General features: G+C 44.8%; 26 protein-coding genes and 2 pseudogenes. 20 read left to right on the forward strand and 8 right to left on the reverse strand.

The genetic code is table 11. The features are described from left to right. Positions 1–97: 97 nt before the first annotated feature. The 5 genes from AXI57_RS04110 (at position 98) to AXI57_RS04130 (ending at position 5138) form a co-directional block, all read left to right on the forward strand. Positions 98–1084 carry an SIS domain-containing protein gene (locus tag AXI57_RS04110; RefSeq protein ID WP_061669310.1) on the forward strand — a complete coding sequence of 329 codons (987 nt, stop codon included), beginning with the start codon at positions 98–100 and terminating at the stop codon, positions 1082–1084. A 79-nt stretch (positions 1085–1163) separates the two neighbouring features. Next, positions 1164–2432, forward strand: coding sequence for an ABC transporter substrate-binding protein (locus AXI57_RS04115; protein WP_061669311.1), 1269 nt, complete (start codon positions 1164–1166; stop codon positions 2430–2432). A gap of 59 nt (positions 2433–2491) precedes the next feature. Continuing rightward, positions 2492–3370, forward strand: a complete 879-nt coding sequence (locus tag AXI57_RS04120; protein ID WP_003327032.1) for a carbohydrate ABC transporter permease — start codon at positions 2492–2494, stop codon at positions 3368–3370. Between the two features lies 1 nt (position 3371). Then, complete coding sequence (locus AXI57_RS04125) at positions 3372–4271, forward strand: carbohydrate ABC transporter permease (RefSeq protein ID WP_010789866.1); 900 nt, start codon at positions 3372–3374, stop codon at positions 4269–4271. A 12-nt stretch (positions 4272–4283) separates the two neighbouring features. Then, positions 4284–5138 (forward strand): fructoselysine 6-kinase, encoded by an 855-nt coding sequence (locus AXI57_RS04130; RefSeq protein WP_061669312.1) that lies wholly within the window; start codon positions 4284–4286, stop codon positions 5136–5138. A 28-nt stretch (positions 5139–5166) separates the two neighbouring features. Here the strand turns inward: AXI57_RS04130 and AXI57_RS04135 are convergent, their stop codons facing one another. Continuing rightward, on the reverse strand, positions 5167–5895 hold the full coding sequence (locus tag AXI57_RS04135) for a transcriptional regulator FrlR (protein ID WP_061669313.1): 729 nt from the start codon (positions 5893–5895) through the stop codon (positions 5167–5169). Between the two features lie 180 nt (positions 5896–6075). Between AXI57_RS04135 and AXI57_RS04140 the strand changes: the two genes are divergently transcribed. Continuing rightward, positions 6076–7185 (forward strand): ABC transporter ATP-binding protein, encoded by a 1110-nt coding sequence (locus AXI57_RS04140; protein WP_061669314.1) that lies wholly within the window; start codon positions 6076–6078, stop codon positions 7183–7185. Between the two features lie 96 nt (positions 7186–7281). Here the strand turns inward: AXI57_RS04140 and AXI57_RS04145 are convergent, their stop codons facing one another. The 3 genes from AXI57_RS04145 to AXI57_RS04155 form a co-directional block, all read right to left on the reverse strand. Continuing rightward, complete coding sequence (locus tag AXI57_RS04145) at positions 7282–7950, reverse strand: Type 1 glutamine amidotransferase-like domain-containing protein (RefSeq protein WP_061669315.1); 669 nt, start codon at positions 7948–7950, stop codon at positions 7282–7284. A gap of 88 nt (positions 7951–8038) precedes the next feature. After that, complete coding sequence (locus tag AXI57_RS04150) at positions 8039–8911, reverse strand: endonuclease I family protein (RefSeq protein WP_061669316.1); 873 nt, start codon at positions 8909–8911, stop codon at positions 8039–8041. 92 nt (positions 8912–9003) lie between these two features. Beyond that, positions 9004–10044: an anthranilate phosphoribosyltransferase gene (locus AXI57_RS04155; protein WP_061669317.1), complete on the reverse strand. Its 1041-nt coding sequence runs from the start codon at positions 10042–10044 to the stop codon at positions 9004–9006. A 209-nt stretch (positions 10045–10253) separates the two neighbouring features. On the opposite strand from AXI57_RS04155, the gene allC reads away from it, so the two are divergent. Next, the gene (gene allC, locus AXI57_RS04160; protein WP_061669318.1) at positions 10254–11495 is read left to right on the forward strand and encodes an allantoate deiminase; all 1242 of its coding nucleotides are present in this window, start codon (positions 10254–10256) and stop codon (positions 11493–11495) included. An 18-nt stretch (positions 11496–11513) separates the two neighbouring features. Beyond that, positions 11514–12764, forward strand: a complete 1251-nt coding sequence (locus tag AXI57_RS04165; RefSeq protein ID WP_141292160.1) for a pyridoxal-phosphate-dependent aminotransferase family protein — start codon at positions 11514–11516, stop codon at positions 12762–12764. 231 nt (positions 12765–12995) lie between these two features. Here the strand turns inward: AXI57_RS04165 and AXI57_RS20640 are convergent. Continuing rightward, positions 12996–13205, reverse strand: a pseudogene (locus AXI57_RS20640) (LysR family transcriptional regulator); the annotation flags it as partial. A 240-nt stretch (positions 13206–13445) separates the two neighbouring features. Between AXI57_RS20640 and AXI57_RS04175 the strand changes: the two are divergent. Both AXI57_RS04175 and AXI57_RS04180 read left to right on the forward strand, forming a co-directional pair. Beyond that, positions 13446–14642 (forward strand): MFS transporter, encoded by a 1197-nt coding sequence (locus AXI57_RS04175; RefSeq protein ID WP_013390651.1) that lies wholly within the window; start codon positions 13446–13448, stop codon positions 14640–14642. A gap of 78 nt (positions 14643–14720) precedes the next feature. Continuing rightward, positions 14721–15075: pseudogene (locus AXI57_RS04180) on the forward strand (2Fe-2S iron-sulfur cluster-binding protein); the annotation flags it as partial. 37 nt (positions 15076–15112) lie between these two features. Here AXI57_RS04180 and AXI57_RS04185 read toward each other — a convergent pair. The 3 genes from AXI57_RS04185 to AXI57_RS04195 are packed head-to-tail and all read right to left on the reverse strand — an operon-like array spanning position 15113 to position 17125. After that, a complete protein-coding gene (locus AXI57_RS04185) occupies positions 15113–15865 on the reverse strand; it encodes an ABC transporter permease (protein ID WP_061669322.1) in 753 nt (250 codons plus the stop codon). Continuing rightward, the gene (locus tag AXI57_RS04190; RefSeq protein ID WP_061669323.1) at positions 15862–16803 is read right to left on the reverse strand and encodes an ABC transporter ATP-binding protein; all 942 of its coding nucleotides are present in this window, start codon (positions 16801–16803) and stop codon (positions 15862–15864) included. The genes AXI57_RS04185 and AXI57_RS04190 overlap by 4 nt, the downstream gene beginning before the upstream one ends. A 19-nt stretch (positions 16804–16822) precedes the next feature. Continuing rightward, a complete protein-coding gene (locus tag AXI57_RS04195) occupies positions 16823–17125 on the reverse strand; it encodes a winged helix-turn-helix domain-containing protein (RefSeq protein ID WP_003327054.1) in 303 nt (100 codons plus the stop codon). Between the two features lie 252 nt (positions 17126–17377). Here AXI57_RS04195 and AXI57_RS04200 point away from each other — a divergent pair, with 252 nt between their 5' ends. The 10 genes from AXI57_RS04200 (at position 17378) to AXI57_RS04220 (ending at position 24053) form a co-directional block, all read left to right on the forward strand. Continuing rightward, the gene (locus AXI57_RS04200) at positions 17378–18688 is read left to right on the forward strand and encodes a YcaO-like family protein (RefSeq protein WP_061669324.1); all 1311 of its coding nucleotides are present in this window, start codon (positions 17378–17380) and stop codon (positions 18686–18688) included. A gap of 19 nt (positions 18689–18707) precedes the next feature. Next, on the forward strand, positions 18708–19373 hold the full coding sequence (locus AXI57_RS04205; RefSeq protein ID WP_061669325.1) for a TOMM precursor leader peptide-binding protein: 666 nt from the start codon (positions 18708–18710) through the stop codon (positions 19371–19373). Next, positions 19370–21094 (forward strand): SagB family peptide dehydrogenase, encoded by a 1725-nt coding sequence (locus AXI57_RS04210; protein WP_061669326.1) that lies wholly within the window; start codon positions 19370–19372, stop codon positions 21092–21094. The genes AXI57_RS04205 and AXI57_RS04210 overlap by 4 nt, the downstream gene beginning before the upstream one ends. Then, positions 21094–21822 (forward strand): nitroreductase family protein, encoded by a 729-nt coding sequence (locus AXI57_RS04215; protein WP_003327059.1) that lies wholly within the window; start codon positions 21094–21096, stop codon positions 21820–21822. Before AXI57_RS04210 ends, AXI57_RS04215 begins: the two co-directional genes overlap by 1 nt. A gap of 43 nt (positions 21823–21865) precedes the next feature. Continuing rightward, positions 21866–22036 carry a thiocillin family RiPP gene (locus AXI57_RS21250; RefSeq protein WP_003327060.1) on the forward strand — a complete coding sequence of 57 codons (171 nt, stop codon included), beginning with the start codon at positions 21866–21868 and terminating at the stop codon, positions 22034–22036. 42 nt (positions 22037–22078) lie between these two features. Then, a complete protein-coding gene (locus tag AXI57_RS21255; protein WP_003327061.1) occupies positions 22079–22237 on the forward strand; it encodes a thiocillin family RiPP in 159 nt (52 codons plus the stop codon). 16 nt (positions 22238–22253) lie between these two features. Further along, positions 22254–22421, forward strand: a complete 168-nt coding sequence (locus AXI57_RS21260) for a thiocillin family RiPP (protein ID WP_003327063.1) — start codon at positions 22254–22256, stop codon at positions 22419–22421. Positions 22422–22438: 17 nt separating this feature from the next. Further along, positions 22439–22609, forward strand: coding sequence for a thiocillin family RiPP (locus AXI57_RS21265; protein ID WP_003327065.1), 171 nt, complete (start codon positions 22439–22441; stop codon positions 22607–22609). Positions 22610–22650: 41 nt separating this feature from the next. Beyond that, the gene (locus tag AXI57_RS21270) at positions 22651–22824 is read left to right on the forward strand and encodes a thiocillin family RiPP (RefSeq protein ID WP_003327066.1); all 174 of its coding nucleotides are present in this window, start codon (positions 22651–22653) and stop codon (positions 22822–22824) included. A gap of 98 nt (positions 22825–22922) precedes the next feature. Further along, positions 22923–24053, forward strand: coding sequence for a PqqD family peptide modification chaperone (locus AXI57_RS04220; protein WP_010789848.1), 1131 nt, complete (start codon positions 22923–22925; stop codon positions 24051–24053). Positions 24054–24059: the final 6 nt, after the last annotated feature.

The raw sequence follows: 24059 nt of genomic DNA on the forward strand, positions 1-24059 counted from the left end.
TTCAGAAAATAATATTGACAACGATCACCTCTGCCTATTAATATAACAATATATAATGTTATATAACGTTATATAATAAAAAAGGGGAGTGAAGGATTTGAGTCAGGCCACAGCAAAAGTAAATCGTGAGGTTCAAGCTTTTTTGCAGGATTTGAAAGGGAAGACAATTGACCATGTATTCTTCGTCGCATGCGGAGGGTCTTCGGCTATCATGTACCCGAGTAAATATGTGTTTGACAGAGAGGCAAAAGCCATCAGCTCCGATCTGTACAGCTCGAATGAGTTTATCCGCCGCAACCCGGTTCAGCTTGGAGAGAAATCACTCGTCATATTGTGTTCTCATTCAGGGAATACGCCGGAAACAGTAAAGGCCGCAGCTTTTGCCAGATCAAAAGGCGCGCTTACGATCGCAATGACCTTTAAACCGGATTCTCCATTGGCGCAGGAGGCCCAATATGTGGCCCAATATGATTGGGGAGATGAGGCACAGGCGATCAACACCAACTATGGGGTGCTTTATCAAATCGTCTTCGGCGCCTTGCAAGTGTTAGAACAGCATACGAAATTTGAACAAGCGATAGATGGGTTAGATAAGCTGCAAGCCGTGTATGACGAAGCGCTGAAGCAGGAGTCAGACAACGCGCAGCAATTTGCTAAGACACACGAAAAAGAAAACATCATTTATACAATGGCGAGCGGTGCAAACTACGGTGTCGCCTACTCCTACAGCATCTGCATTCTCATGGAAATGCAATGGATTCATTCCCACGCCATTCATGCCGGAGAATATTTTCACGGACCGTTTGAAATTATTGATGAATCCGTTCCTTTTATCATCCTGCTCGGCTTAGACGAAACAAGACCACTTGAAGAGCGGGCGCTTTCCTTCTCGAAAAAATATGGCAAAAAGCTGACGGTTCTGGATGCTGCCGCTTATGACTTCTCCGCAATTGACGATTCAGTTAAGGGTTATCTTGCTCCGCTTGTGCTGAATCGTGTGTTGAGAAGCTATGCAGATTCATTGGCTGAAGCGAGAAATCATCCTTTATCTCATAGAAGATACATGTGGAAGGTAGAGTATTGATCTAAAAAATGGATAGATTATGCGTCAGACTATAATGTTATATAACATTATAGTCTGATATCCACAGGAGGCCAATTCTTTGAAAAAATTTGTTTTCTTCCTAGTTATTGCGTCCGTATGTATGCTTGCCATCTCCGGCTGTTCAAGCCAAAGCAGCTCTTCAGACGGAAAGGTCACATTAAAGTTTTTCCACAGATGGCCGAAAGAGCCCGAAAGACGCTATTTTGAAGAAGTCGTGAAGGAATTTGAAAAAGAGCATCCGGATATCCATATTCAAACTGAAGCGGTTCTGAATGATTCGTATAAGGATAAAATCAAGGTTATGCTGGGAACAAGCAGTCCGCCGGATGTTTTCTTCTCTTGGAGTGACGAGTTTGCTGCTAAGTTCATCAGAGGAAACAAGGCGCTGGATCTCTCTTCCTACTACAAAAATGATACGGAATGGTCGTCCCAGCTAGTGGGGACACAAATTAAGCCGTTTACTTATGAAGAAAAAGAATATGGCGTACCTTGGCAAATGGATGCCAAATCGTTTTTTTACAATAAGGACATTTTTGAAAAGCTTAATTTGAAGCCGCCTTCCACATGGGAAGAATTGATCAAAGTGTCAAAAAAGCTGAAAGCAAACGGCTATACACCGATCAGTTTCGGCACAAAGGCGCCTTGGACGATCTCCCATTATATCGGCACGCTGAATCAGCGGATGGTGGACGAAAAAACGAGAGAACGGGATTACGACGCAAAAACAGGAGAATTTACGGATGAAGGTTATGTAAAGGCTCTCGAGAAGCTGAAAGAGCTAATGCCTTACTTTAACGAGCATGTAAATTCCATTGATCATGAGTATGCAAGACAGCAGTTTAAAAGCGGTAAATCGGCGATGATGTATGCTGAAACAGCAGAAATCAAGCTGGTTGAGCCTGTTAATTTAGGCTTATTTTCATTCCCTGACATAACAGGACAAAAAGGATCGTCCAATTCGCTGACCGGCGCTCCAGAAGGATTTATGATCTCCTCCAAAACGAAGCATCCGAAAGAAGCAATGGAATTTTTACAATTTTTGACCTCGAAAAAAATGGGTGAAAAGCTGGTCAAGGATGTCGGCAAATACAGCGCAGTGCAAGGAACGGCAACAGAGGGAAATTCCACAGCGACGCAGCGCGAAGCCGTCCAGCAAATCATTGATGCCGACTCAATGGTGTCTTGGTTTGATATGGATGTTGATGTGGAAATCGCGGATGTGTACTTGAGCAGTGTCCAGCAAATGCTCGGAGGCGATATGACGCCGGCTGAGGTGATGAAGTCCGTACAAAAAGCAGCCAAACAAGTGAGAGCGGCTGCTGAATAAACCGAAGAAAAGGTGGGACACTCGCGCCTTTTCTTTTTATAAAGGAGATGAGTTTAGCCTTGGTCAACCAAAATAGAATAATCCCCTATTTGTTTTTACTGCCCGCTCTTGTTTTTTTATTATTCGTTTACATTCCGATCTTTGAAAATATCTTCCTCAGTTTGTTTCAATGGAGTTCTTTTTCTCCAGAAAAAACGTTTATCGGCCTAAAAAATTATAGTGATTTGTTTCATGACCCTGTCTTTTACAAGGCGCTCACCAATAATGTCCTTTATGCCGTTATATCTATCGTCTGCCAAGTGTTTGGCGGTTTGATATTGGCGGCGGTGCTGGAAGACAGGCTGGTAAGAAAATGGTCGCCTTTTTTTCGTACGGTGTTTTTCCTTCCCGTTGTCATCTCTATGACGGTCATCGCCCTGTTGTTTGACTTCATTTATAATCCTGAGATCGGGCTTTTAAACCAGCTGTTGGAGGCTGTCGGGCTTGACCAGTTTACGAGGGCGTGGCTTGGGGATGACAGCACCGCTATGATGTCCGTTATTTTTGTTTCCCAATGGCAGTCTGTCGGTTATATCGCTATGCTTTACATCGTGTCCATTCAAAAAATTCCTGATGAATTGTACGAGGCGGCACGGCTTGACGGCGCGGGCAAACTCCAGCAATTTTTTCATATTACAGTGCCCCAGACAAAGGAGATGTCGTTTGTTGCAGTGGTCATGACGCTGACGGGCGCCTTTACGGTGTTTAACGAGCCGTATATTTTGACAGGCGGCGGCCCGGGGAACGCATCCGAAGTGTTAAGCACCTTTTTATATAAAAGCGCCTTTACAAAGGATATGATGGGCTATGCGTCCGCGATTGCCACGGTTGTTTTACTCATCACGCTCACATTGTCGCTCATGCAGATGAAATTCTTTAACACAGGAAAGGAGGATTAATATGCTGCCTCAGAAGACAGATTCGTTCCAATTAGATCCCGTGCCGGACCGGCAGACAGAAGGAAAAAGAACGGCCAAACGAAAATGGTACGCCGGAGAAACATCAGTGTGGATTTTTTTGTTTATTTATCTGATTGCGATTGCGTATCCGCTTCTTTGGATGGTCATGAGCTCATTTAAAAGCTCTGAAGATATCTTTGCGAACAGCTGGTCTTTGCCATCAGAATGGCACTTTGAAAACTATGCATCCGCCTGGAATCAGGGCATTTCCTCATACTTTATGAACAGTGTCATCGTAACGGTGCTGACTTGTCTTATCACCGTGTTTGTCAGCGCATGGGCGGCGTATGGACTTTCGAGATTCCAATTCAAAGGCAAGGGGTTCTTTTTAGTGATTTGTCTCGGCGGTTTGATGCTGACGCCGCAGGTCAGCCTTGTGCCGCTCTATTCGATTATTCAGTCGCTGGGGCTTTACAATACGTATTGGGCGCTGATATTGCCGTATGCCGCCTATCGGATTCCATTTACTATCATCCTGATCCGCTCATATTTTCTTTCCATTTCTAAAGAACTGGAGGAAGCGGCTTATTTGGATGGGTGTACAAGTATTGGAGTTTTTTTCAGAATATTCTTACCGATGAGTGTGCCGATTTTGGTCACTTCCGGAATATTGACCGCTTATCATACGTGGAATGAATTTATGTTTGCGATTATTTTCATTGACGATGAGAATTTACGGACGATTCCGGCCGGGCTGATGCAGTTCAGGGATGCGCTTCAGACGGATTGGGGCGTCTTGTTAGCTGGTTTAACCATTTCGGCCGCTCCGATTATTATCTTATTTTTATTGATGCAGAAGTATTTTGTCCGCGGTATTGCAAACGGAAGTGTAAAAGGATAAAGGAGGAACACAATGAAACTCATTGCTGTAGGAGATAATGTGGTGGATTATTATCAGGATCAGGAGACGTTTTATCCCGGAGGAAATGCTTTGAATGTGGCGGTGCTGGCTAAGCGTTTGGGGCACGCCGCTTCTTATATCGGTATTGTCGGAAACGATGAAGCCGCTTCGCACATTGTGAAGGTGCTGAAGAAAGAAAAAGTGAATACAGATCACCTTCGGCAGGCTTTCGGTGAAAACGGGATGGCGGTTGTCACCCTTGATGAGAGAGGAGACAGAGTATTCGTCAAATCAAATAAAGGCGGCATACAATCTCGTCTAAAGATTGTTTTTCAGGAGCATGATTTGTCGTTTGCGGCAGAGCACGATTTGCTGCATACAAGTGTCTACAGCCGTATCGAGAATGATCTCCCCCAACTGTGCCTGCTGCTTCCGGTCTCCTTTGATTTTTCCACAAATCGCGAGGAGGAGTATATGAAGAAGGTTTGTCCTTACGTGACATACGCGTTTTTTTCAGGAAGCGATCTGAGCGAAGCAGAGTGCCGTCAGCTTGCGGAGAAGGCTCATCAGTACGGGGCGAAAATGGTTTGCATGACCAGAGGGGAGCATGGCGCCGTTTTATATGCGGACGGGCGCTTTCATTATCAGCCCATTGTTGAAACTGATATAATAGATACACTTGGAGCGGGAGATTCATTTATTGCAGGGTTTTTGACGTCCTTTTATGAAAAACAGGACATCTCTTGCGCTTTACATGAAGCGGCGCAGACGGCTGCGAAGACGTGCGGCGTTTACGGGGCTTTCGGTTACGGCCATCCTTATAAACTGGATGGCGGAAAAGGCAGTGAAAAAACGAGAATACTATAATATCAGCAGTGTCTCGTTTTTATGCACGTTATGTGTAAGGGCTGTCGATGGTAAATGTCACCCTGTTTGTATGCATCATAAACAGTGAGCAGTAAATCGGCTGATCTTTTGACATAAAAGCCGTTTTGTCGATTTCAAACAGTGCGTCTCCGATATCGCAGGCCAGATACCGGCTTTCCTCTTGTTTGGCATATACCACGTTTAAGAGCTTTGTATTATGAGTGGGGACGACTTGGTACTGCTGCTTTAAAATATCATGCATGGAAACACCGTCACTGATGAATCGGCCGATATCGGGAAACAAAGCTAGCGGATAATGGGTGATTTCAAAGGATAGCGGCTGATCTTCATTGTATAAAATACGTTTTAACTCGATGACCGGGCTTTCCGGTTCAATTTGAAGCTTTGCGGCAATGGGTTTAGGCGCTGATATGACCTCATGGGAAAGGACTTGATGTTTTGGTTTTTTTCCGGTTGACTCCATAAATTCGGAATAGCCGTTGACAGCGATCAGCTCTCTTTTTAATTTAGGGCTTTTGACAAACGTTCCTTTTCCCTGCTGTCTGACAAGATAGCCTTCATCGACAAGATCGAGAATGGCTTTTCTGACGGTGATGCGGCTGACATTGTATTTGCTGCAAAGTTCACTTTCAGTCGGCAGCTTAATGGAAGGGGAATATATGCCTTTCTTAATGTCATCTGTGATGATTTGTTTTAACTGGATGTATAAAGGTTTAGAACTTCCGTTATTTAACAAGGGGTGAACCTCCTTTAAGCGATTATCATCATTATAATGTATTATGATGTTATAATACAAATTTGCGTTTCATCTAGAAATATGGAAATGGAACACTATAAAAATAACAGAAAGAGCAAAGTGTTTCCAGTGGCGAAATAGTGTCGGCATCAGTTGAAAAAGACGGGGGAGTGTTTTCAGATGGCTTCATTAACATTTGAACATATAAAAAAGACGTACGGTTCCCAGAGAAATTTAACGGTGAAGGATTTTGATCTGGAAGTAAGGGATAAGGAACTGTTGGTGCTGGTCGGACCGTCGGGCTGCGGAAAATCAACGACACTAAGGATGGTGGCCGGTTTAGAAAGCATTTCTGAAGGAAGCCTCTATATCGGCGGACAATTGGTCAATGATATGCCGCCGAAAGAAAGAGATATCGCAATGGTTTTTCAAAACTATGCGCTTTATCCGCATATGACGGTATTTGATAATATGGCGTTTGGTTTAAAGCTTAGAAAAATGCGAAAAAAAGAAATCGCGGAGCGGGTGCACGCCGCAGCAAACATTTTGGAGATTGAGCATCTGCTGAAACGAAAACCGAAGGCTCTTTCAGGGGGACAGCGGCAGCGAGTGGCGCTCGGCCGGTCAATCGTACGCGAGCCGAAGGTGTTTTTAATGGACGAGCCGCTGTCCAATTTGGACGCAAAGCTTCGGGTGACGATGCGGACGGAGATCAGCAAGCTTCATCAGCGCTTGGAAGCGACTATTATTTATGTGACACACGACCAGACGGAGGCGATGACGATGGGCGACCGGATCGTTGTCATGAATGAAGGCGACATTCAGCAGGTGGCGAGCCCTCATGATATTTATCATTATCCGGCAAACTTATTTGTAGCGGGATTTATCGGCTCACCCGGCATGAATTTTCTGAAGGGTGTCATTGAAGAGCAGCATGGAGAGCTGTTTTTTTCAAATCCAGCCGTCCGCCTGCTCATTCCCAAAATGAAAGGCAAGCTGTTGAAGGAAAAGGGATATGTCGGAGAAGAAATGATAGCCGGAGTGCGGCCGGAGCATATAACCCATGTGACGGAGCAGAAAAAGCCGTTTGCCTCATCTTTTAAAGCAAGGGTTGAAGTGAATGAAAATCTGGGTTCAGAGCTGATTGTGCATGTTTCCGCAGGGGACGAGCGGCTGACAGTGCGGCTTGACGGCAGTACCAGCCTTGCAGCGGGCGATTCGATTCAGCTTGCCGTGAAAATGGACAAAGCGGTCTTCTTTGACGCTGATACAGAACAGGCTGTTTATTAAAAAAAGGGTGCCGCTTTTGAGCTAAGCAGTTCGATAATGTGGAGAAAATAAATTCGCACATAAAAACGCTTGGATGATTGGTCCAAGCGTTTTCCCTTACTTTATAAAATGATCGTGATAGATAACGGTCTTACGTTCTCCCTGATATACATGGGCAGGCTTGGTTCCAATGACTTGTATACCCATATCATTGACTAAAATACCTGTTTCTTCAGGTAAAGATATAACAGGAGCTTTATATTCTTTAACATACTTTTTTATCAATGGGTCATTTTCATGTTTGTAGTGACACCAAATAGAGTATTCTTTTACAAGTTCTAAGCCATTAAACTTGTTTAATCCAACATGGTTAGGATCGATATGTGAACATGTCATTATATGTTTACCAAGAATGATGGCACCGGCACTTCCGCCATAGACTATGCCATCATTTTCTGTATAGCCTTTTAAAACCTCGATGAAAGCAGTATCAATGAATTTTTTTAGTAAACTAAAGGTATTTCCTCCTCCGATGTATACTGCCGAAAAATCATCCAGATCTTGAATGCTCTTGTCTTTAACGTTAGTCCACATGGTGATGTCTCTTATACCTAACGGATTAAAAAAGCTGTCTATCCACTCAAAACAATCATCAAATTGGGAAGTATCCATTGCGATAGGGATATACAATAAAGGCTTATCTTTATCTAATTCTTTTACAAAACGTTTATCTATTGTTTGAGTTTGGCCAGCATCTCCGCCTCCTGAAAGAAATAATGTCCCCATAAAACCCTCATTCAATTAAACTTATAACGATTTCAAATTGATAAAAGGGATTAGTTGGCTTGAATTTTGAGCAGGCACCCTTTTTGTTTTACGGCCAAATCTCGTCCGCCCATTCAGGGTGGTCGATGAAAGGATTGCGATTATGTTGAAATTCATCGTAAATGATATCATTTCTTCTTCGTTCTGAGTCGTCAACAGGGTCTTGCTTGTTCCATTCGAGAAGAACGGATTGTTTGCCATGATAGGGTGAAGAACCGTTTCCTGTTTTATCATTCAGTTCAAGGTCCGGGTACCCGTCATCTCCCTCATAGCGGACAGCCATGTAAAAAAGCATGCGCGCCACATCGCCTTTCACCTCATCGCGAGGCTCCCATGAGTCTCCGTCATAATAATTTCCCGGTGCTTTTGGGTGTTCGCTTCCTCCGTTGTCGAAATCCATATTTCCTCTGGCGCTGTTGACTTGCACGTCAGCAGGACGCAAATGATGGATGTCTGTGCCAGGGCCTTTGCTTGTACCGAAGCCGCCATGGGATTTGGCCCATACATGCTCCCGGTTCCAGTCGCCGACACTGCCGCCGTTCAGGCTTTTCGCACGAGATTCATTTGTATAGAGCAAGATGACATTGTTTGGATTTGCGGGATCTTCATCCGTTTCTTTCAATGCTGTCCACACCTCGCTGTATGACAGCATCGTATGTCCGCTGATGATGCGGTGCAGGGCACTTTTTAATACTTCACCGCTTTTCCCCTCAGCCGTTTCATAATAAGTGTCCGTATCAGCAGACGGAGCAGCGGGGGCTGGAGCAGCTGATAAAAAGATGTTTTTAAAACCGGCCGAAGCAGAGACCAATCGGCTGTTCAGGCTGTTGTCAGCTTGAACGCTTGCTGATGCTGACGGCGCAAATCCTCCGAAAATAAGCAATGTACAGACGAACGGCAAAAACCATAATTTTTTAGTCATCACTTGCCCTCCTTTTCTCTATTATCTAAAAGATACTGGGAGGAAGAAAGTTAAGTTTTGTGTATTTTTATATAAAAATGTAAATTAGTTCCTTAGTATGAACCGGAAATCCATCTTTCCAGAGTCCTTAGTCCTCGTTTTTGGCGGAGCTGAGATTTTGCCAGTTCCGCTCCTTCTTCAATCGAAGCGGTATGGCCGAATAAATAATAACGGAGGGCGGCATTCATTAAGACTTGCTTTCTTTCATAGTCCAATGAAGGATCCTCGTTTCCGCTTAAAAGTGCTGTTATTTTTTTAGCCTGGCTCTCGGCAGTCAGTGTTTTATCAAAAGCTGATTCATCTGCTTTCAGTCCGTAATCTTCCGGCTTCAGAATAAAGGATGACATGTCGCTTCCAGTTATGGTGAAAACAAAACTGTTGCGATGAACCGGAACATCCTCTGAGCCTTCCGCTCCTTGGACGATAAACGCCTGTTCATAGCGGAGCTTTTCAAAAACGGGATATATATTTTGGATGGCTGTCCGATGGAACGCGCCCATCATGATATTGGCCGCTCCGGCGTAATTCAGTAATTTTTCCGCAGTGTTTAATACGGTGCGGACGCCGATGTCATCCCGGATGGTTCTGAAACGGCTGAACGGCTGCCAAAATATTTCGGCGGAAGCAAAGCCGATGTTCAGTTCCCTGACCGTTTTTGCTGTTTGTTCCGGTGAAGAATCTGTCTTCACGCCAAGTTTATCTAAGACAGCTTTAATACTGATTGCGTATTTTGGCGGAAGGGTGTCGCTGCTGTGGAGAAATGCTGGGATTCCGCTTTCCGCAAGTAAAATAGATACGGGGATGGTTGCCAAAAAAGACTGTCTCCCGGTATAAGGGCCTGCAAAGTCTATGACACTGTTTCGAACATCAGATGGCAGTTGAAGTACGGCAGCGCCGGCTCTCATTGCTTCCGTAATAGCAAGCAGTTCGTCAGGCGTTTCCGTTTTGATCCGTTCGGCAATAAGAAATGCGGCAATTTGCACATCAGTCGCTTCTTTTGAAAACAATGTTTCTGCCGCAAGCTTAGCCTGTTCGTATGATAAATCTTTTGCTCCTCTTTTTCCTCTTGCCACTTCTTTTATCCATTGCTGCATGTATAATTCTCTCCCTTATTAAAACGATTAACTTGACTGTACATGAAAATGGCGGACATCGGTAGAGAAGGATTTTGATTTTTTACAAGAGTCAGCTATTTTGACTAAAAATTAAAAAATTTTTTGGTTTATTTGTCAATGAACAACGGCCGTTCTCCTTCTATAATGAAGGCACGATACGCGTTTTTTCAAACAAGAGGGGGGATTTTATGGATCATCGGCCGCAGCTTTCAGTCAAAAACGGCATCGCCGATTATATAGAATGGCTGTCTCAATACGGCGCCTCCGCAGAAGGAGGCGTAACGAGGCTTTTGTATACAAAGGCTTGGATGGACGCACAGCTGGCAGTAAAAAGTGAAATGTCTTCATTAGGCTTTGAAACAAGTTTCGACGATGTCGGTAATGTATATGGGAAGCTATCGGGCTCGCAATCTTCCGCTGATATTATTATGACAGGCTCCCACATTGACACAGTGGTGAATGGAGGGAAATATGACGGCGCATACGGCGTGCTCGCTGGAATGCTTGCTTTGAAACAGCTCAAGGACACATACGGAACACCGAAAAAAACACTTGAAGTTGTTTCATTATGCGAGGAGGAGGGAAGCCGTTTCCCCCTGACGTATTGGGGATCAGGCAATGTGACGGGTACTTTTGCCCTCGGTGATGCAGCAGAGCCAAGCGATGAGGCCGGTGTTTCCTTGCAAGATGCGATGCTGGAAAACGGATTCGGAAAAGGAGCTTACAGGCCGGCGCGCCGCACTGATATCAGCGCATTTATTGAGATTCATATTGAACAGGGGCTGACGCTTGAAAGGTCAGGGGCTGATATTGGGGTGGTCACGAGTATAGCCGGACAAAAGCGTTACCTGGTGACTCTTGAAGGTGAATGCAACCATGCCGGAACGACTTCTATGAAATGGCGCAAAGATCCTCTCGTCACAAGCAGCCGCATCATTCAGGAGCTGGTCATGCGGGCTGGCAGGCAGCCGGAAGAACTTCGATTGACTTGCGGGAAAATGAATGTAGAGCCTAATATGCCGAATGTTATACCGGGCTGGGTTCAGTTTTCTATTGACATTCGGCATCAAGAGCAAGAAGTGCTGAAGGAATTCCATGACGAGCTTGTTTCTGTTATCCGCGGAATAAGCGATGAAAAAGGAATCCGGGCCGTTATTGATGAATACATGAGCATTGAGCCGGTGCCGATGGATCAGACACTGAAGGCGGCCGCTTTGCAAACGGCAGCGGAGAACCGGATCAGCTGTGAAGAAATCGTCAGCGGAGCGGGACATGATGCGCAAATGATCGGCAGGCGATTCCCTGCTTGTATGCTGTTTGTGCCCAGCCAAGGCGGCATCAGCCATTCACCGCGAGAGTTTACATCCGCCAAGCAGCTTGACATCGGAGTCCGCGTCTTAACCGATTTATTGTATAAACTGGCTTACTGAAAAAAAGGAGGAATGGCTGTGTCAGTCAGAAGGGAATTACATACACCATCGAGAACCATTATGACGCCGGGACCGGTTGAGGTCGATCCGCGAGTGCTAAGAGTGATGGGCACTCCTGTCGTCGGCCAATTTGATCCGGCTTTTACAAATATCATGAACGAAACAATGGCAATGCTTCGTGAATTGTTTCAAACGGAAAACCGCTGGGCTTATCCGATTGACGGCACATCAAGAGCGGGGATTGAAGCTGTTTTGGCCAGTGTGATTGAACCGGGCGACAGTGTGCTCATCCCGATTTACGGCCGTTTCGGTTTATTACTGACTGAAATCGCGGAACGTTACGGCGCAAAAGTCCTCACAATGGAATGTGAGTGGGGAAAGGTTTTTGACCCGGAAGACATTATTCAGGAGATACAGCAGGCCAGACCGAAGATTGTCGCAATGGTGCATGGAGAAACCTCAACAGGCAGAATCCATCCGCTGCGTGAAATCGGGGAAGCGTGCCGGGCTTATGATGCGCTCTTTATCGTTGATGCAGTCGCAACTGTCGGAGGCTGTGAAATAAAGGTGGACGATTGGAAAATTGATGCCGCGATCGGAGGCACGCAAAAGTGTTTATCCGTTCCATCGGGCATGGCCCCGATCACATATAATGATCGTGTGGCGGATATCATTGCAAAGCGAAAGAAGGTAGAACGCGGAATCGCTACTCAGGCTGACAGCACTCGGCTTTCAGGAAATCGCCCGATTATCAGCAATTACTTTGATTTGAGCCAGCTTGAGGACTATTGGAGCGAGAGAAGGCTGAATCATCATACAGAGGCGACGTCGATGCTGTATGCATTAAGAGAAGGCGTACGCCTGGTGCTTGAAGAAGGACTGGAAGAACGCTTCGAGCGGCACCGTGTGCATGAGCAGGCATTGCAGACCGGGATTAAAGGCATGGGACTTGAATTATTCGGAGACGAAAGCTGCAAGATGCCTGTCGTCACATGTGTTCAAATCCCGGAAGGCATTGACGGTGAGTCTGTCCGAAATATGCTGCTGACTCAATTTGGGATTGAAATCGCCAGCTCCTTTGGCCCGCTTGCCGGGAAGATTTGGCGAATCGGAACAATGGGATACAGCTGCAGGAAGGAAAATGTGCTGTTTGTGCTTGCCGGTTTGGAAGCTGTATTACTGAGGCATGGAGCAGCCATTGAAGCGGGGAAGGCTCTTCAGGAGGCACTTCATTTTTATGAAGAAACTGAAACTAAGGCTGTTTTATAGGAAAGGAAGCGTGCGGAGAAAGGACCGCACGCTTTGTACGTCTGAAGTAAATGAATCACATGACAGTCAGAGTGGAGAAGCCTTTTTAGTAATGAAGCAACCCATCAGCTGAAAATAAATCAAATGGATGGCAAATACCCAAAACTTTAACCCGTTTTGGGTATTTGTATGAGCACATGGCGACTGCCCGTCTCTTTTTCTGTATTTCTTAGACGCAAAGGGAGGAGGAAATCAAAAAGATTCTTGGCGCTTATGAAAAAGATTGATAATCCGATTGATCAAATCTTTTGTGGCACTGTCAAAATACTCTTCTCTTTGGTTTGTCAGAATCCCTATAGGCGGTGAGATTGTTAAGTTATTAATTGGGATGACCTTCGTGCCTTTAAGCGGTTCTGAATGTGCCGTGCTGGTGAAGATTGAAATACCGACATTTTCTCGAACGATTTACCCGCTAATCAAAAGTTTCTATCTGAACAAAAGTCTTTCTTGTGCTCATGCACAGAAGCAGAAGACTGGTTTAAAAAGTTTAGCCCTGCCTGTCCTATAGAAAGTTAAAAAGAAGTAAAGAATTGAAAAAATCTGGACTTTATTCCCTTTTCACCGTTATACTGTTGATAGAAAATTGATGACAATTTTGGAATAAACACATGTTTTTTCCAAGGGGAGAAGGTATAACGAGCCATGACTTATATGGGACGACTATCTATTTTGATGCTGAATATGTTTATTGCCATGCTGGGGATCGGGCTGATCATCCCGATTATGCCTACATATATAACTGAATTCGGCGCTACAGGAAGCACAATGGGACTTCTTGTCGCAGCTGCGGGGCTTACTCAGCTTTTGTTCGCGCCGATTGCCGGGGAAATAACCGATAAATACGGACGGCGGAAGCTGATTATTTTTGGAATTGCCTCGTTTGCGGTTTCTCAAATCATTTTTGCCTTTGCCGGCAGTCTGTGGCAGCTGTTTGCGTCACGCCTGCTAGGCGGAATTGGCGCTGCTTTCTTAATGCCGTCCATGTTCGCTTATATTGCGGATATTACAACGGAAAAAGAACGCGGCAAAGGCATGGGGCTGTTTAGCGCGGCGATGACGCTCGGCGTCGTTATTGGGCCGGGAGTCGGAGGATACTTGATTCATTACGGCATCGCGGTTCCTTTTATTGTATCCGCAAGCCTTGCCTGCTTTTCAGCAATACTGTCGTTTTTCTTTTTGCCGGAAACGCTTGAGAAGGAAAAGCAACTTGAAGCGCGGGCAAAGAAGGAAAAACGTGAAAATTTGTTTCAGCAAATGTCACGCGCCCTCAAATCACCTTACGCATTTATGTTGATTTTAGTATTCGTGCTCAACTTCGGTATTATGAATTTTGAATCTATCTTTGGACTGTATGTTGACCGTAAGCATGGTTTTACCGCTTCGGACATTGCTTTAATCATAACAGCCGCAGGCCTTGTCGGCGTTTTTGTGCAGGCGGTTGCGGTAAGTTTCTTAGTCGGCAAGTTCGGCGAGAAAAAAGTGATCAATGGGACACTTATCGGCGCGGCGGCCGGCCTTGTTTTTTGCAGCCTGGCCCAATCCTATTGGACTGTTTTCGCCGCGGCCATCTTTTTTATGATGCTAACATCATTGCTCCGGCCGGCGGTGAACACACAGCTGTCAAAACTGGCCGGCGATCAGCAAGGATTTGCGGGCGGTATGAATACGGCATTTATCAGCTTAGCCAATATTGCCGGTCCGTCGGCTGCCGGTTTTTTATTTGATGTAAATATTGAATTTCCTTATATACTCGGAACCGTCATTCTTCTGATCAGCTTTTTCGCTGCTTTGAATGGGGGCAGGAAAGAACAGCCGAGACAATTATCGCAAGAAGGATAAAGGGAAGTCCCGGTTAACGCCGGGGCTTTTTTTCTTTTTTCTCCAATATGTTTTTCTCCGTTTGGCTTTTCATACTACGGCCGTTGCGGAGCTTGTACCGTTTTGCTCAATGGCAAGCTGTTCAATGCGTGTATGACTATGGTCTTATCAGGCTGACGGACAGTCACGGCCAGTGAGGCTCTGCAACAGGATGAACTTGATATCTGCCAAACCGCTTTTTTACCAAGGAGTCGGCTTCCAATGCGGCTGCTGCACTCCGGAGATGACGATCGCCCTCAAGGCGCTGTTTCGGAAAATTCCTAATCCCGCAGATGAAGAAATCGCAGAAAGGCTGTTGGGAAACATATGCCGCTGCACAGGATATGGCGGGATCATGAGAGCGGCACACAGAATCAGAAAAGAGATGAATCGCCGTAACACAGAAGAAGTATAGCAAAAGGCCGGAATCTCCATTCCGGCCTTTTTGCCTTTTAAGCGCGAATATGATCCCATCGAAACAAACGGATGGCTGCAAAAGCGAGCAGTATAGTAGAAATGATTAAAATGAGATAACTGAATAGGACACCGAGAGAGGGAGCATCTCCGTTCAAATAATAACGCAGCAATTCTCCAAAGTAGGTAAGCGGAATAAACTTTGATACAGTTTCAAGCCAAGAAGGAAGCAGGTTCATCGGCATTATTAAGCCGCACACGATTAGCAGAGGGGCGAGCATTCCGCCTGAAAGACCGTTTACAGCTTCCATAGATAGACGCATACTTCCAACGGTATAACCAAGTGCAAACAACATGAGAAGCCCGATGAGAGAGACCAGCATAATTTGGGGAATGTTCTGCGCTTGTAACATGCCGTTAAAATAAGCGACACTCAGCAGCACAAGCAGCTGAAAAGCGGCTAATACAAAACGTGCGCATATTTGTGAAAGGACAAATGTCAGCTTAGAAGCTTCAGTCAATCCGATTAAGCGCAGTGTTCCTTGATCCCTCATCTGAATAATAGGAGTGGAAGTGCCGTTTATAGCGAGTGTAAAGAACGCCATGACGATAATACCGGGTACGATAAACTCGAATAAATCTGTACCGACGCCGGTTGAACTCGATAAAACGCCGAACATGATCAAAAACAGAAAAGGAAACGCTAAAACCATAAAAAAGGTCAGGGGATTTCGTATCAATTCTTTTATATTCATCCCTAAAAGTGCAGAAAAAGCGTGTTTATTGATCACACCAAGACACCCTCTCTTATTTTTTTGCCGGTTAATTTCAGAAATACATCCTCCAGCGTTCCTTGTTCAATACGAATACTGGACCAATCGGCATCAATCTGTTTCATGACGGAGGAGATAACATTTTTCGTAATAGGCTCAGCTACAATTTCAAGCTCATAGCCGGCCGGAAGCGTTTTGATAGAAGATTCCTTTATTTCGGGAATGCTTTTTATTTGTTCGACTCTTTTTTGGCCGGCGTATTTTAGGAATAAGCGCTGCTGAGGGCAATAGGTTTGGATTAAATCTGTAGGGGTTCCGAGTGCAGCAAATTTTCCATTATATAAAATGGCGGTGCGGTCGCATTGAGTATAAGCTTCTTCCATTGAATGCGTCGTTAAAAATACGCTTTTCCCCTTTTCTTTGAGCGATTGGATAATGTCCCAAATTTGCCGGCGGGAATGGGGGTCCAAAGACGCCGTCGGTTCATCCAAAAATAATATATCAGGATCGGATATGAGAGAAATGCTGATCAGAAGCCTTTTTCTTTGTCCGCCTGATAGTTTGCGGGTGGGTTTATTCATCATGTCTTCAAGCCCGACCAGCCTTAATATTTCCTCAGGCGGCCGTGATTTCTTATATAAAGAAGAAAATAATTTCAGTGTTTCCCCTACTTTTAAATAAGGGAAAAGATTTGTTTCTTGAGGCTGTACTCCGATAAAAGATCTGATTTTTTCCGGCTGCTTCAAGGGATTGCAGCCCATAACCGAAATCTCGCCGCTGCTCGGCTCTCGTAAACCGATAATAGATTCCAAGATCGTTGTCTTCCCCGCTCCATTGGGACCAAGAAGCCCAAAAACCTCCCCTTTTTTCAAATCAAAAGAAATGCCCTTTATAACCTGATGATCGTCGTAAGACTTAAACAAATGTTGGACAGTGATCGGCACGCTGTTTTTCATATGCTTCTTTCACGCTCCTTTAATGTTTTGGATAAAGAATGTAGCCTTCTTTTCGCAGGCATAAGATATGTTTAGGCCGCTTCACGTCCTTTTCTACTAACTGTCTCAGCCGGTTGATATATACATATAATGCGTTTTTTGTAGCGAAACCTTCCTCTCCCCACGCATATTTAATGAGGTTGGCTTTGGATACAGGCCTGCCGTTATGGACGGCTAAACAATGCAGTAAACGAAACTGAATTCTGGAAAGCGGTATAGTAGATGTTTCATTTACCAACATTTCGCGTTCAGAGTCTAAAAACCAATCGCCAATAAGAAGCATATCTTTTTGCCGTTGAATAATCTGAATCTCCCCCTTTAGTTACGATAACTGAGACGTATGATTTCATTACCATATACGACGGGATTGGCCGTTCAGTTCAGATGAAAATGACAATTAAGATAAAAATAGGAAAATAGTTTCAGTAATCTTAACGTATATTAAGTTTTTCGACATAGATCATGGACGATTTATTTAATATAATGAACTCATAACCCAATATTTACGTTTTTTTGAAAAAATGGAGGTGTGTTCATGGCTCATTCGTTGGAAAAATTAGTACAGCCTTTAGGAGGATTTATTAACCGGGTATCCTCCCTCCCGACCTATCCGGGTGAACCTGATTTCCCAATTCAAGTTGCTTCAACAGGAGATATTTCTCAATCACTTCCCCATATTGCTTATTTGAATCCGGGAAGATCAATGTCGGGCGATATGGATGGGGCTGGAGGCTCACTTCATGAAAAAGATAGTCGAATAAAAGCGATTGCTGAAGCATTAGAACGTTATTCAAGCTGCGTGTACAGCGAAGACCAGTTTATTTGGGCAACGGCTGAGGAACTGGGATCAAAAGCTCTTGATTTGACAAAGATTCCCGTATGCTCGGAAGCTGAACTCTCGCATCCGCGCTGTCCTGTCAATAAACCTTTATTCAATTCTCCGCTGAGGTGGGTAAAGGGCATGTCCCTCCATACGCAAGAAGAGACATGGATCCCGGCGATTATGACCTATTTGCATCTGCCGGCCATGAGCCAAGGCGAGCGCTTCTGGCTTCCTATATCAACCGGCTGCGCTGCACATACCTCTTATGAACAAGCGCTTATCAACGCCATTTGTGAAGTGATTGAAAGAGATGCGATCTCTTTAACATGGTATCAGGAACTTCCTCTGCCTCACATCGTATTTGATGAAACACCAGATCAAGAAATGACTGAATTTTTAAACAGAACATATAAAAACGGGAATATCAAGCAGTATTTATTTAACGGAACGACAGATCTCGGCATTCCGACCATTTATTCTTTGCAGCTGACGCCTTACAATAAAAAACTGGCAGCCTTGATTATGTGCGCGACAGATTTGAACCCCCAAAAAGCAATAAACAAAGTCATGAGGGAGGCCGCCTCTTCACGTATCGCCATGATGGCAGAGCGTCCCGCCCCAAATGATATAGACGATTTCTTTAACGTGTTCCACGGTGCGACATACATGGGGAAACCTGAACGGCTGCGTGCATACGATTTCTTAGTACAATCACCAAACCGCTCAAATCTTTCAGAATTTAAAAATCTTGAACAAGAAAATGCAGGAGAGAATTTGGCATTTCTTTTAGATCGGCTCGAAGAAAAAGGGCTGGAGGCATTTGCGGTTGATCTCACAACCGATGAAGCCATTCGTGCCGATATGCGTGTGGTCCGGGTGGTTATTCCGGGGCTTCAGCCATTGTCTTTCAGCTATCGCTGCCGTTTTCTGGGGCATCCCCGATTATATGAAGGAACAAAAGCGATGGGTTATCCAGTAAAACCTGAGAGTGAAATCAATTCTTGGCCTCAGCCTTTTGCTTAATAAGGAAGGAGATTTTAAAATGAAACCCATTCATATTATGTCGTCAGGAGCTTTTGGGGAAGAAGTGGCAGAGCAATTCTCCAAGAGGTATCAAAACACTGCTGTTACGGCATTACCCGAGCCTATGTATCTACTGCCGTCAGATCGCTTCCCATCTGCACGTTTACATATTTTTGCTTCTTGGAAATCATCTTCATACATTTCGAAACAATTAGATCAGCTTTTCTTTAAATGGAGAGAACCGTGGCTGCCGATTACCATGGACCATCCTTATGTCAGAATAGGCCCTCTTGTCATTCCGGGTGAAGGACCGTGCTTTCACTGCTTTGAATCGAGGTCTTTACAGCACTCGCCGGTTCCTCAGTATGTCAGAAAGATGGATGATTATTATCACAGGCATCCAGATGCGGGGCCGAAAGGGTATTTACGAAGCTTTGCAGGCTGGTCAGCCGTCTTTGCCTCGACAATTATAAAATCAATCGATAAAGATGCGCCGTCATCAGCCGGTTCAATCTGGCAGATGAATATGCTGACAAGAGAGTCTTTCCGCTCCAAAACGGTAGGCATCCACGGCTGTCCCAGATGCGGGTTAAAACGGCCTGAGGAAAATCGGAGTGTGGCGCAGTTATCTGAAAGCCTTCAATCGTTGTTAGGCGAAAGAAGAGGGGAGGCGCTCACAAAATGAAAAACACTTCAGTCATGTCTGCGGAACAAGTCGGTCATGCGGCATATTTCGATCCGAATTTTAATTTGCCGAAAAAACCGCGTTTAATGGCAAGCCTTCAAATGATTCCTGACCAAGATTCTCTGTTGTTCCATGGAACGGAAAATTTACAGGTGCTGAAGGGAAATGCCGTGACACGGTTTTTGCCGAAACTGATACCTTTTCTAAATGGTGCATATTCTCTAGAGGAAATCATAAAAGAATTTGACCAATATTCTCCGAGGGATGTCAGTAACATTCTCTCACTATTGTTCATGCGCGGTCTGCTTGATGACGCGGAGGGAGATGAGGGGGTAGATATCAGCCATTTCGATGCTGACGTGCTGCATTTTTTCCAGCGGAGCACGGACTCCACCAGGGTAAACAGAAGCGCGGCTGAAGGCCTGAATAGATTAAAAACCGCCAAGATCCTGCTGCTGACAGATTCAGATCACGGAAAAATCCTTCAAGATGAACTTCTGTTTATGGGGGCAGACCATGTCAGAGCAGAACTGCTTTCAGATGAAGTGAAGCTTGGTCAAGCAACAAACGTCATTGTCTTTTGCACAAACCCTTTGAATCACGAGCGTCTGCTTTCGTTAGACTATCTTTGCCGTGAGAAAAATATTCCCTGGCTTCTCACACGGGTTACAGAGGAATGCGGTGTAGTCGGTCCTTATTTTGAAAAAAATGAAACAGCGGCCTATCATGATTATAAAAAAACGGTTGAATCAGAAGAAAACAATGGTGCGTCCGACTTGGATCATATTGAAATGTGGGAATACTATTCTGCGATTGAAATTGCTTATTTCATTACAAGACTCGCACCTTCGGCAACGGGGTCGGAATATTTAACCTTTCAATTTAATGATTGGACAAGCACAAGCAAAAAAGTACATCCAAAACCGGATGGCATATGCGCTTCCGGCAGCTCCGAGAATGAACTTCACCCGGCATTGCAATTTGAGAATGCCATCGCCTTTCCATCGAAACATTTAATTAACCCTAAAAGTCATCAAGTCCATTACAATCCGAAGAATCTCTTATTAACAAATGAAGCAAAAAACTATCCGAGCGCGGCTTTAACTGGGCTGCCGAAAGAAGAATCCCTTCCGCATCCAAAGGGCAGTTTTTTGAAAAATAGATATGAGCCAATTCCTGTGAAGGAAGAATTGAATCTCGAATCATTGACCCGTCTGTTTCTCACAAGCGGAGGCTTAAGAGATGCCGGCAGCGGCCAGGTCTCCGACAAAGTGCAAAGATGGGCGCCGACGGGCGGTAATTTAGGATCATGCCAGATTTATATTCTTGCGCTGTCTGTAAAAGGACTGGTCCCTAATTGTTACTATTATCAGCATTTAGACCACTCCTTGGCGAAAATCGGCCCTTCTTTAACTGAGGAAGAGATAAAGAAACAAATGACTGATATAACCGGTCTGACAGAGGAGCAGCTTCCAAAGGCTCTTGTGGTCTTTACCGGCGCTTATGAAAGGGTGGCCAGCAAATATAACGGATTCGCATATAAAGTGATCCATTTGGATGCCGGTGTCGCTTTATCTCAAATGCATGCTGTATCAACCGGACTTGGAATCACGTTAAGTGCAGTTGATCAGTGGAACGAGCAAGAGCTTATAACCTGCTTGGGATTAGATCCTAAAAAAGAACCGGTTACCGCGGTAGCCGGAATAGATGACGGGCGGTGATGGCAGTGGCTTCTTTTGAACCATTTCAGCTGATAGACCAATTAATCGAGGAAACAAAAGATTTTCATATTGATAGCGGCACGTCACAGCAACTGCATGAGACTGATCATCACAAAAACGGCAGCCGGTCTGTGCTCCTTCCCGATCAGCGCATTGAAGGAGAAGAGCTTTTTCAGGTATTTAAGGAGCGTACGGCCACTCGTTTTTATGATCGGGCTCCCGTTGATTTAAGCGATGTAGGAACGATTTTATCTGCAGCAAAAGAAGAGGATGCGAGACATTGGCCGCGGCAAATCAGCAAGGGAATTGACATTACGTTATCCGTAATCGCGTGGCGTATTGAAAATCTCCAATGTCCTTTCTTTTACGATTATTGTCCAGAAACCCATTCCTTAGTGCCTGCAGGCGAAATTCCCGAACAAGCAGAAGCGGAAAATTGGTTCTTACAGAAGGAATTCATGTTTGCTCCCGCCATTATCATTGTACACGGGACGATGAACCAAGCCGTACAGCATTATGGAGGCCATGGATACCGGCATTTGATGGTGCGCGGCGGAGCAGCGGCTCATAATGCCTGGCTTTCGGCTTTAACGCTTGGGCTTACAGGGACTGTTTTTGCCGGCGCTCTTCCAAGGCCTCTCAGGGAATGCACTCATATTGACGGACGGCACCGCACCCAATTGTGTGCATTCTCATTTGGAAAACCAATAACCTTTGCCGAAAGCTAAAAACCTTCTTTTACAACGTGTAACTTGAAAGGAGGTGATAAATATGGAAGAGAAAAAAGCTGAATTGGAATTATTCGCAGAAGAGCTTGAAAACCAGATGGACTTTACCGTTGGTCCGTTAGCAACGTGGGCTTCTGCCACGACTCTTGGATCTGCTTCATGTCCGGGAAGCACAGCGGGCACAGCAGGCACGGCATCTTCATTTTCTGGGTAAAGAAAGTGCATTTCTACAATTTTATTTTAGGAGGCTTATCATATGGAAGAGAAAAAAGAATTTGAGTTGGAGCTGTATGCTGAGGAAATGACGGAAATTCAATCGTTGTCAGGATTCACGACGGCAGCGTCCTTCGGAACAGTTGCATCAGCAGGATCATCGGCATCTACTGCCGGCACAATTTCGTCTTATGGCGGTTAATAAGGGGGATTACAAAATGGAAAAAGATAAAATGCATGAATTAGAACTTTTTGCTGAAGAACTGCCGGAGCAAGTTGATTTAGCAACCATTGCCGCTTCTTTCAGCTCTACATCATCAGTCAGCACGGCATCATGTCCGGGAACGACAGCGGCATCCGCCGGAACTGTCAGCTGCTACGGATAATTTGATAGGTGGGGGACATGTTGAAGAACGATAACAATCATTTGCAAAACCTTGAACTATATGCGGAAGAGCTGCCTGCGCAAGTAGACCTGTCATCTGTCATCTCGACGATGTCGACAGGGGCATCATATGCATGCTGGACAACTTTCGTGTCAACGATAGCAACCATTTCTACAGTAGATGTATAGGTCTGTTTTGAAACACAAAATCATGATTAGGCGGTGACAATATGTCAGAAAAAGATACATCCATTAAAACATTGGAATTATACGCCGAAGAGCTGCCGGCTCAAGTGGATTTGGCGACTGTTGCGGGAACAGCGAGCACTGCTTCCTCCTTTACAACAGCTTCATGTCCGGCAACTACAGCGTCTACAGCCGGAAGTGCAAGCAGCTACGGGTGATCAATTGAAGTAAGACAAGTGCCTGTTGGGAGCAGGCGCATGTCTTACTTTCCTTACTATTATATCGTATTTGAATGTCATTTAAAGGAGTTTAATGTATGCTCATAAACAACGCTCAGGTTCAGTCTCACTGCGATGAAGAGCTTTTGGTGAATCCCCTTTACTTGGAAGAAGGGGTGGAGTTGTTAATAGGCGCGAATGAAGAACCCATGTTGTTTGACCAACATAATGGAAAATATATCAGGCTTTCCAAAGTCGGTCTGGAAATCTTCAACTTGATGGACGGTGCTAATACCGGTCACGATATTATTAAAAAATTAGAACGTGATTATGCGAAATACTCTAACTTCCCGGAAATTGTGCATGTGTTTTTTTCATCTTTAAGAAAAGCTGATGTGCTGAATATTAAACCTTTGCCTGAACATCAGGTGAAGCGGGTGATGCGCCGGGCTGCTGACAAACCGATGCTTCGCTTACCTTTGGCTAAATCGTTAAATAAGACAACTGACGCTTTATTGCATATATACCATTCTATTCCCGCTATGCTTCAAAAAATAACTTTATATGTCCTGTTTTTTTGTGCGCTATCCTCTTTTATTCTGCTTAACGTGACAGCCGGTTGGCAAATCGTGTGGACGTCTGTTAATTGGATATTGCTGGCGTGTGTCATTATTTTTCATTTAATTGTGCATGAAATGGCTCATGCCCTCGTAACGAAGGCGTACGGCGTCAACATTCGTGAAGCGGGCGTCGCGCTGTTATATTATTTTATCCCTGTTGCTTATGTGGATAGGACAGACACATACCGTTTAAAAAGCAAGAAAAGCCGTATTCATATCGCACTGGCCGGTCCGTATTCAGACCTATTGGCCAGCGGTTTGTGGGCGGGGATTGCTATGTTGGCACCTCAGGGAACAGTGAGCGAAACAGCCCAACTCATTTCATTTATGCAAATATGCTTTGTCCTCAGCAACCTGAATTTGCTGCTGCCGACAGATGGGTATCATGCTGTAGAAGCCGCAGCCGGCGAATTATCACTAAGAAAAAGAGCCTTAACTTATTTACTGCATGTGATGACGTTTAAAAAGCTTCCGGCTTATTTAAATAATATGGCGAAAAAACGGAAAGCAGTTTATGTAACGTACTCCTTAGTTTCACTCACTTATTTCTTTTGTCTATTGTCAGCTTTTCTCTTTCTCATAAGAAATGTATTCGGAAATATGGGGTGATTTGTA

This window comes from Bacillus atrophaeus (assembly GCF_001584335.1).
Taxonomy (GTDB): Bacteria; Bacillota; Bacilli; order Bacillales; family Bacillaceae; genus Bacillus; species Bacillus atrophaeus.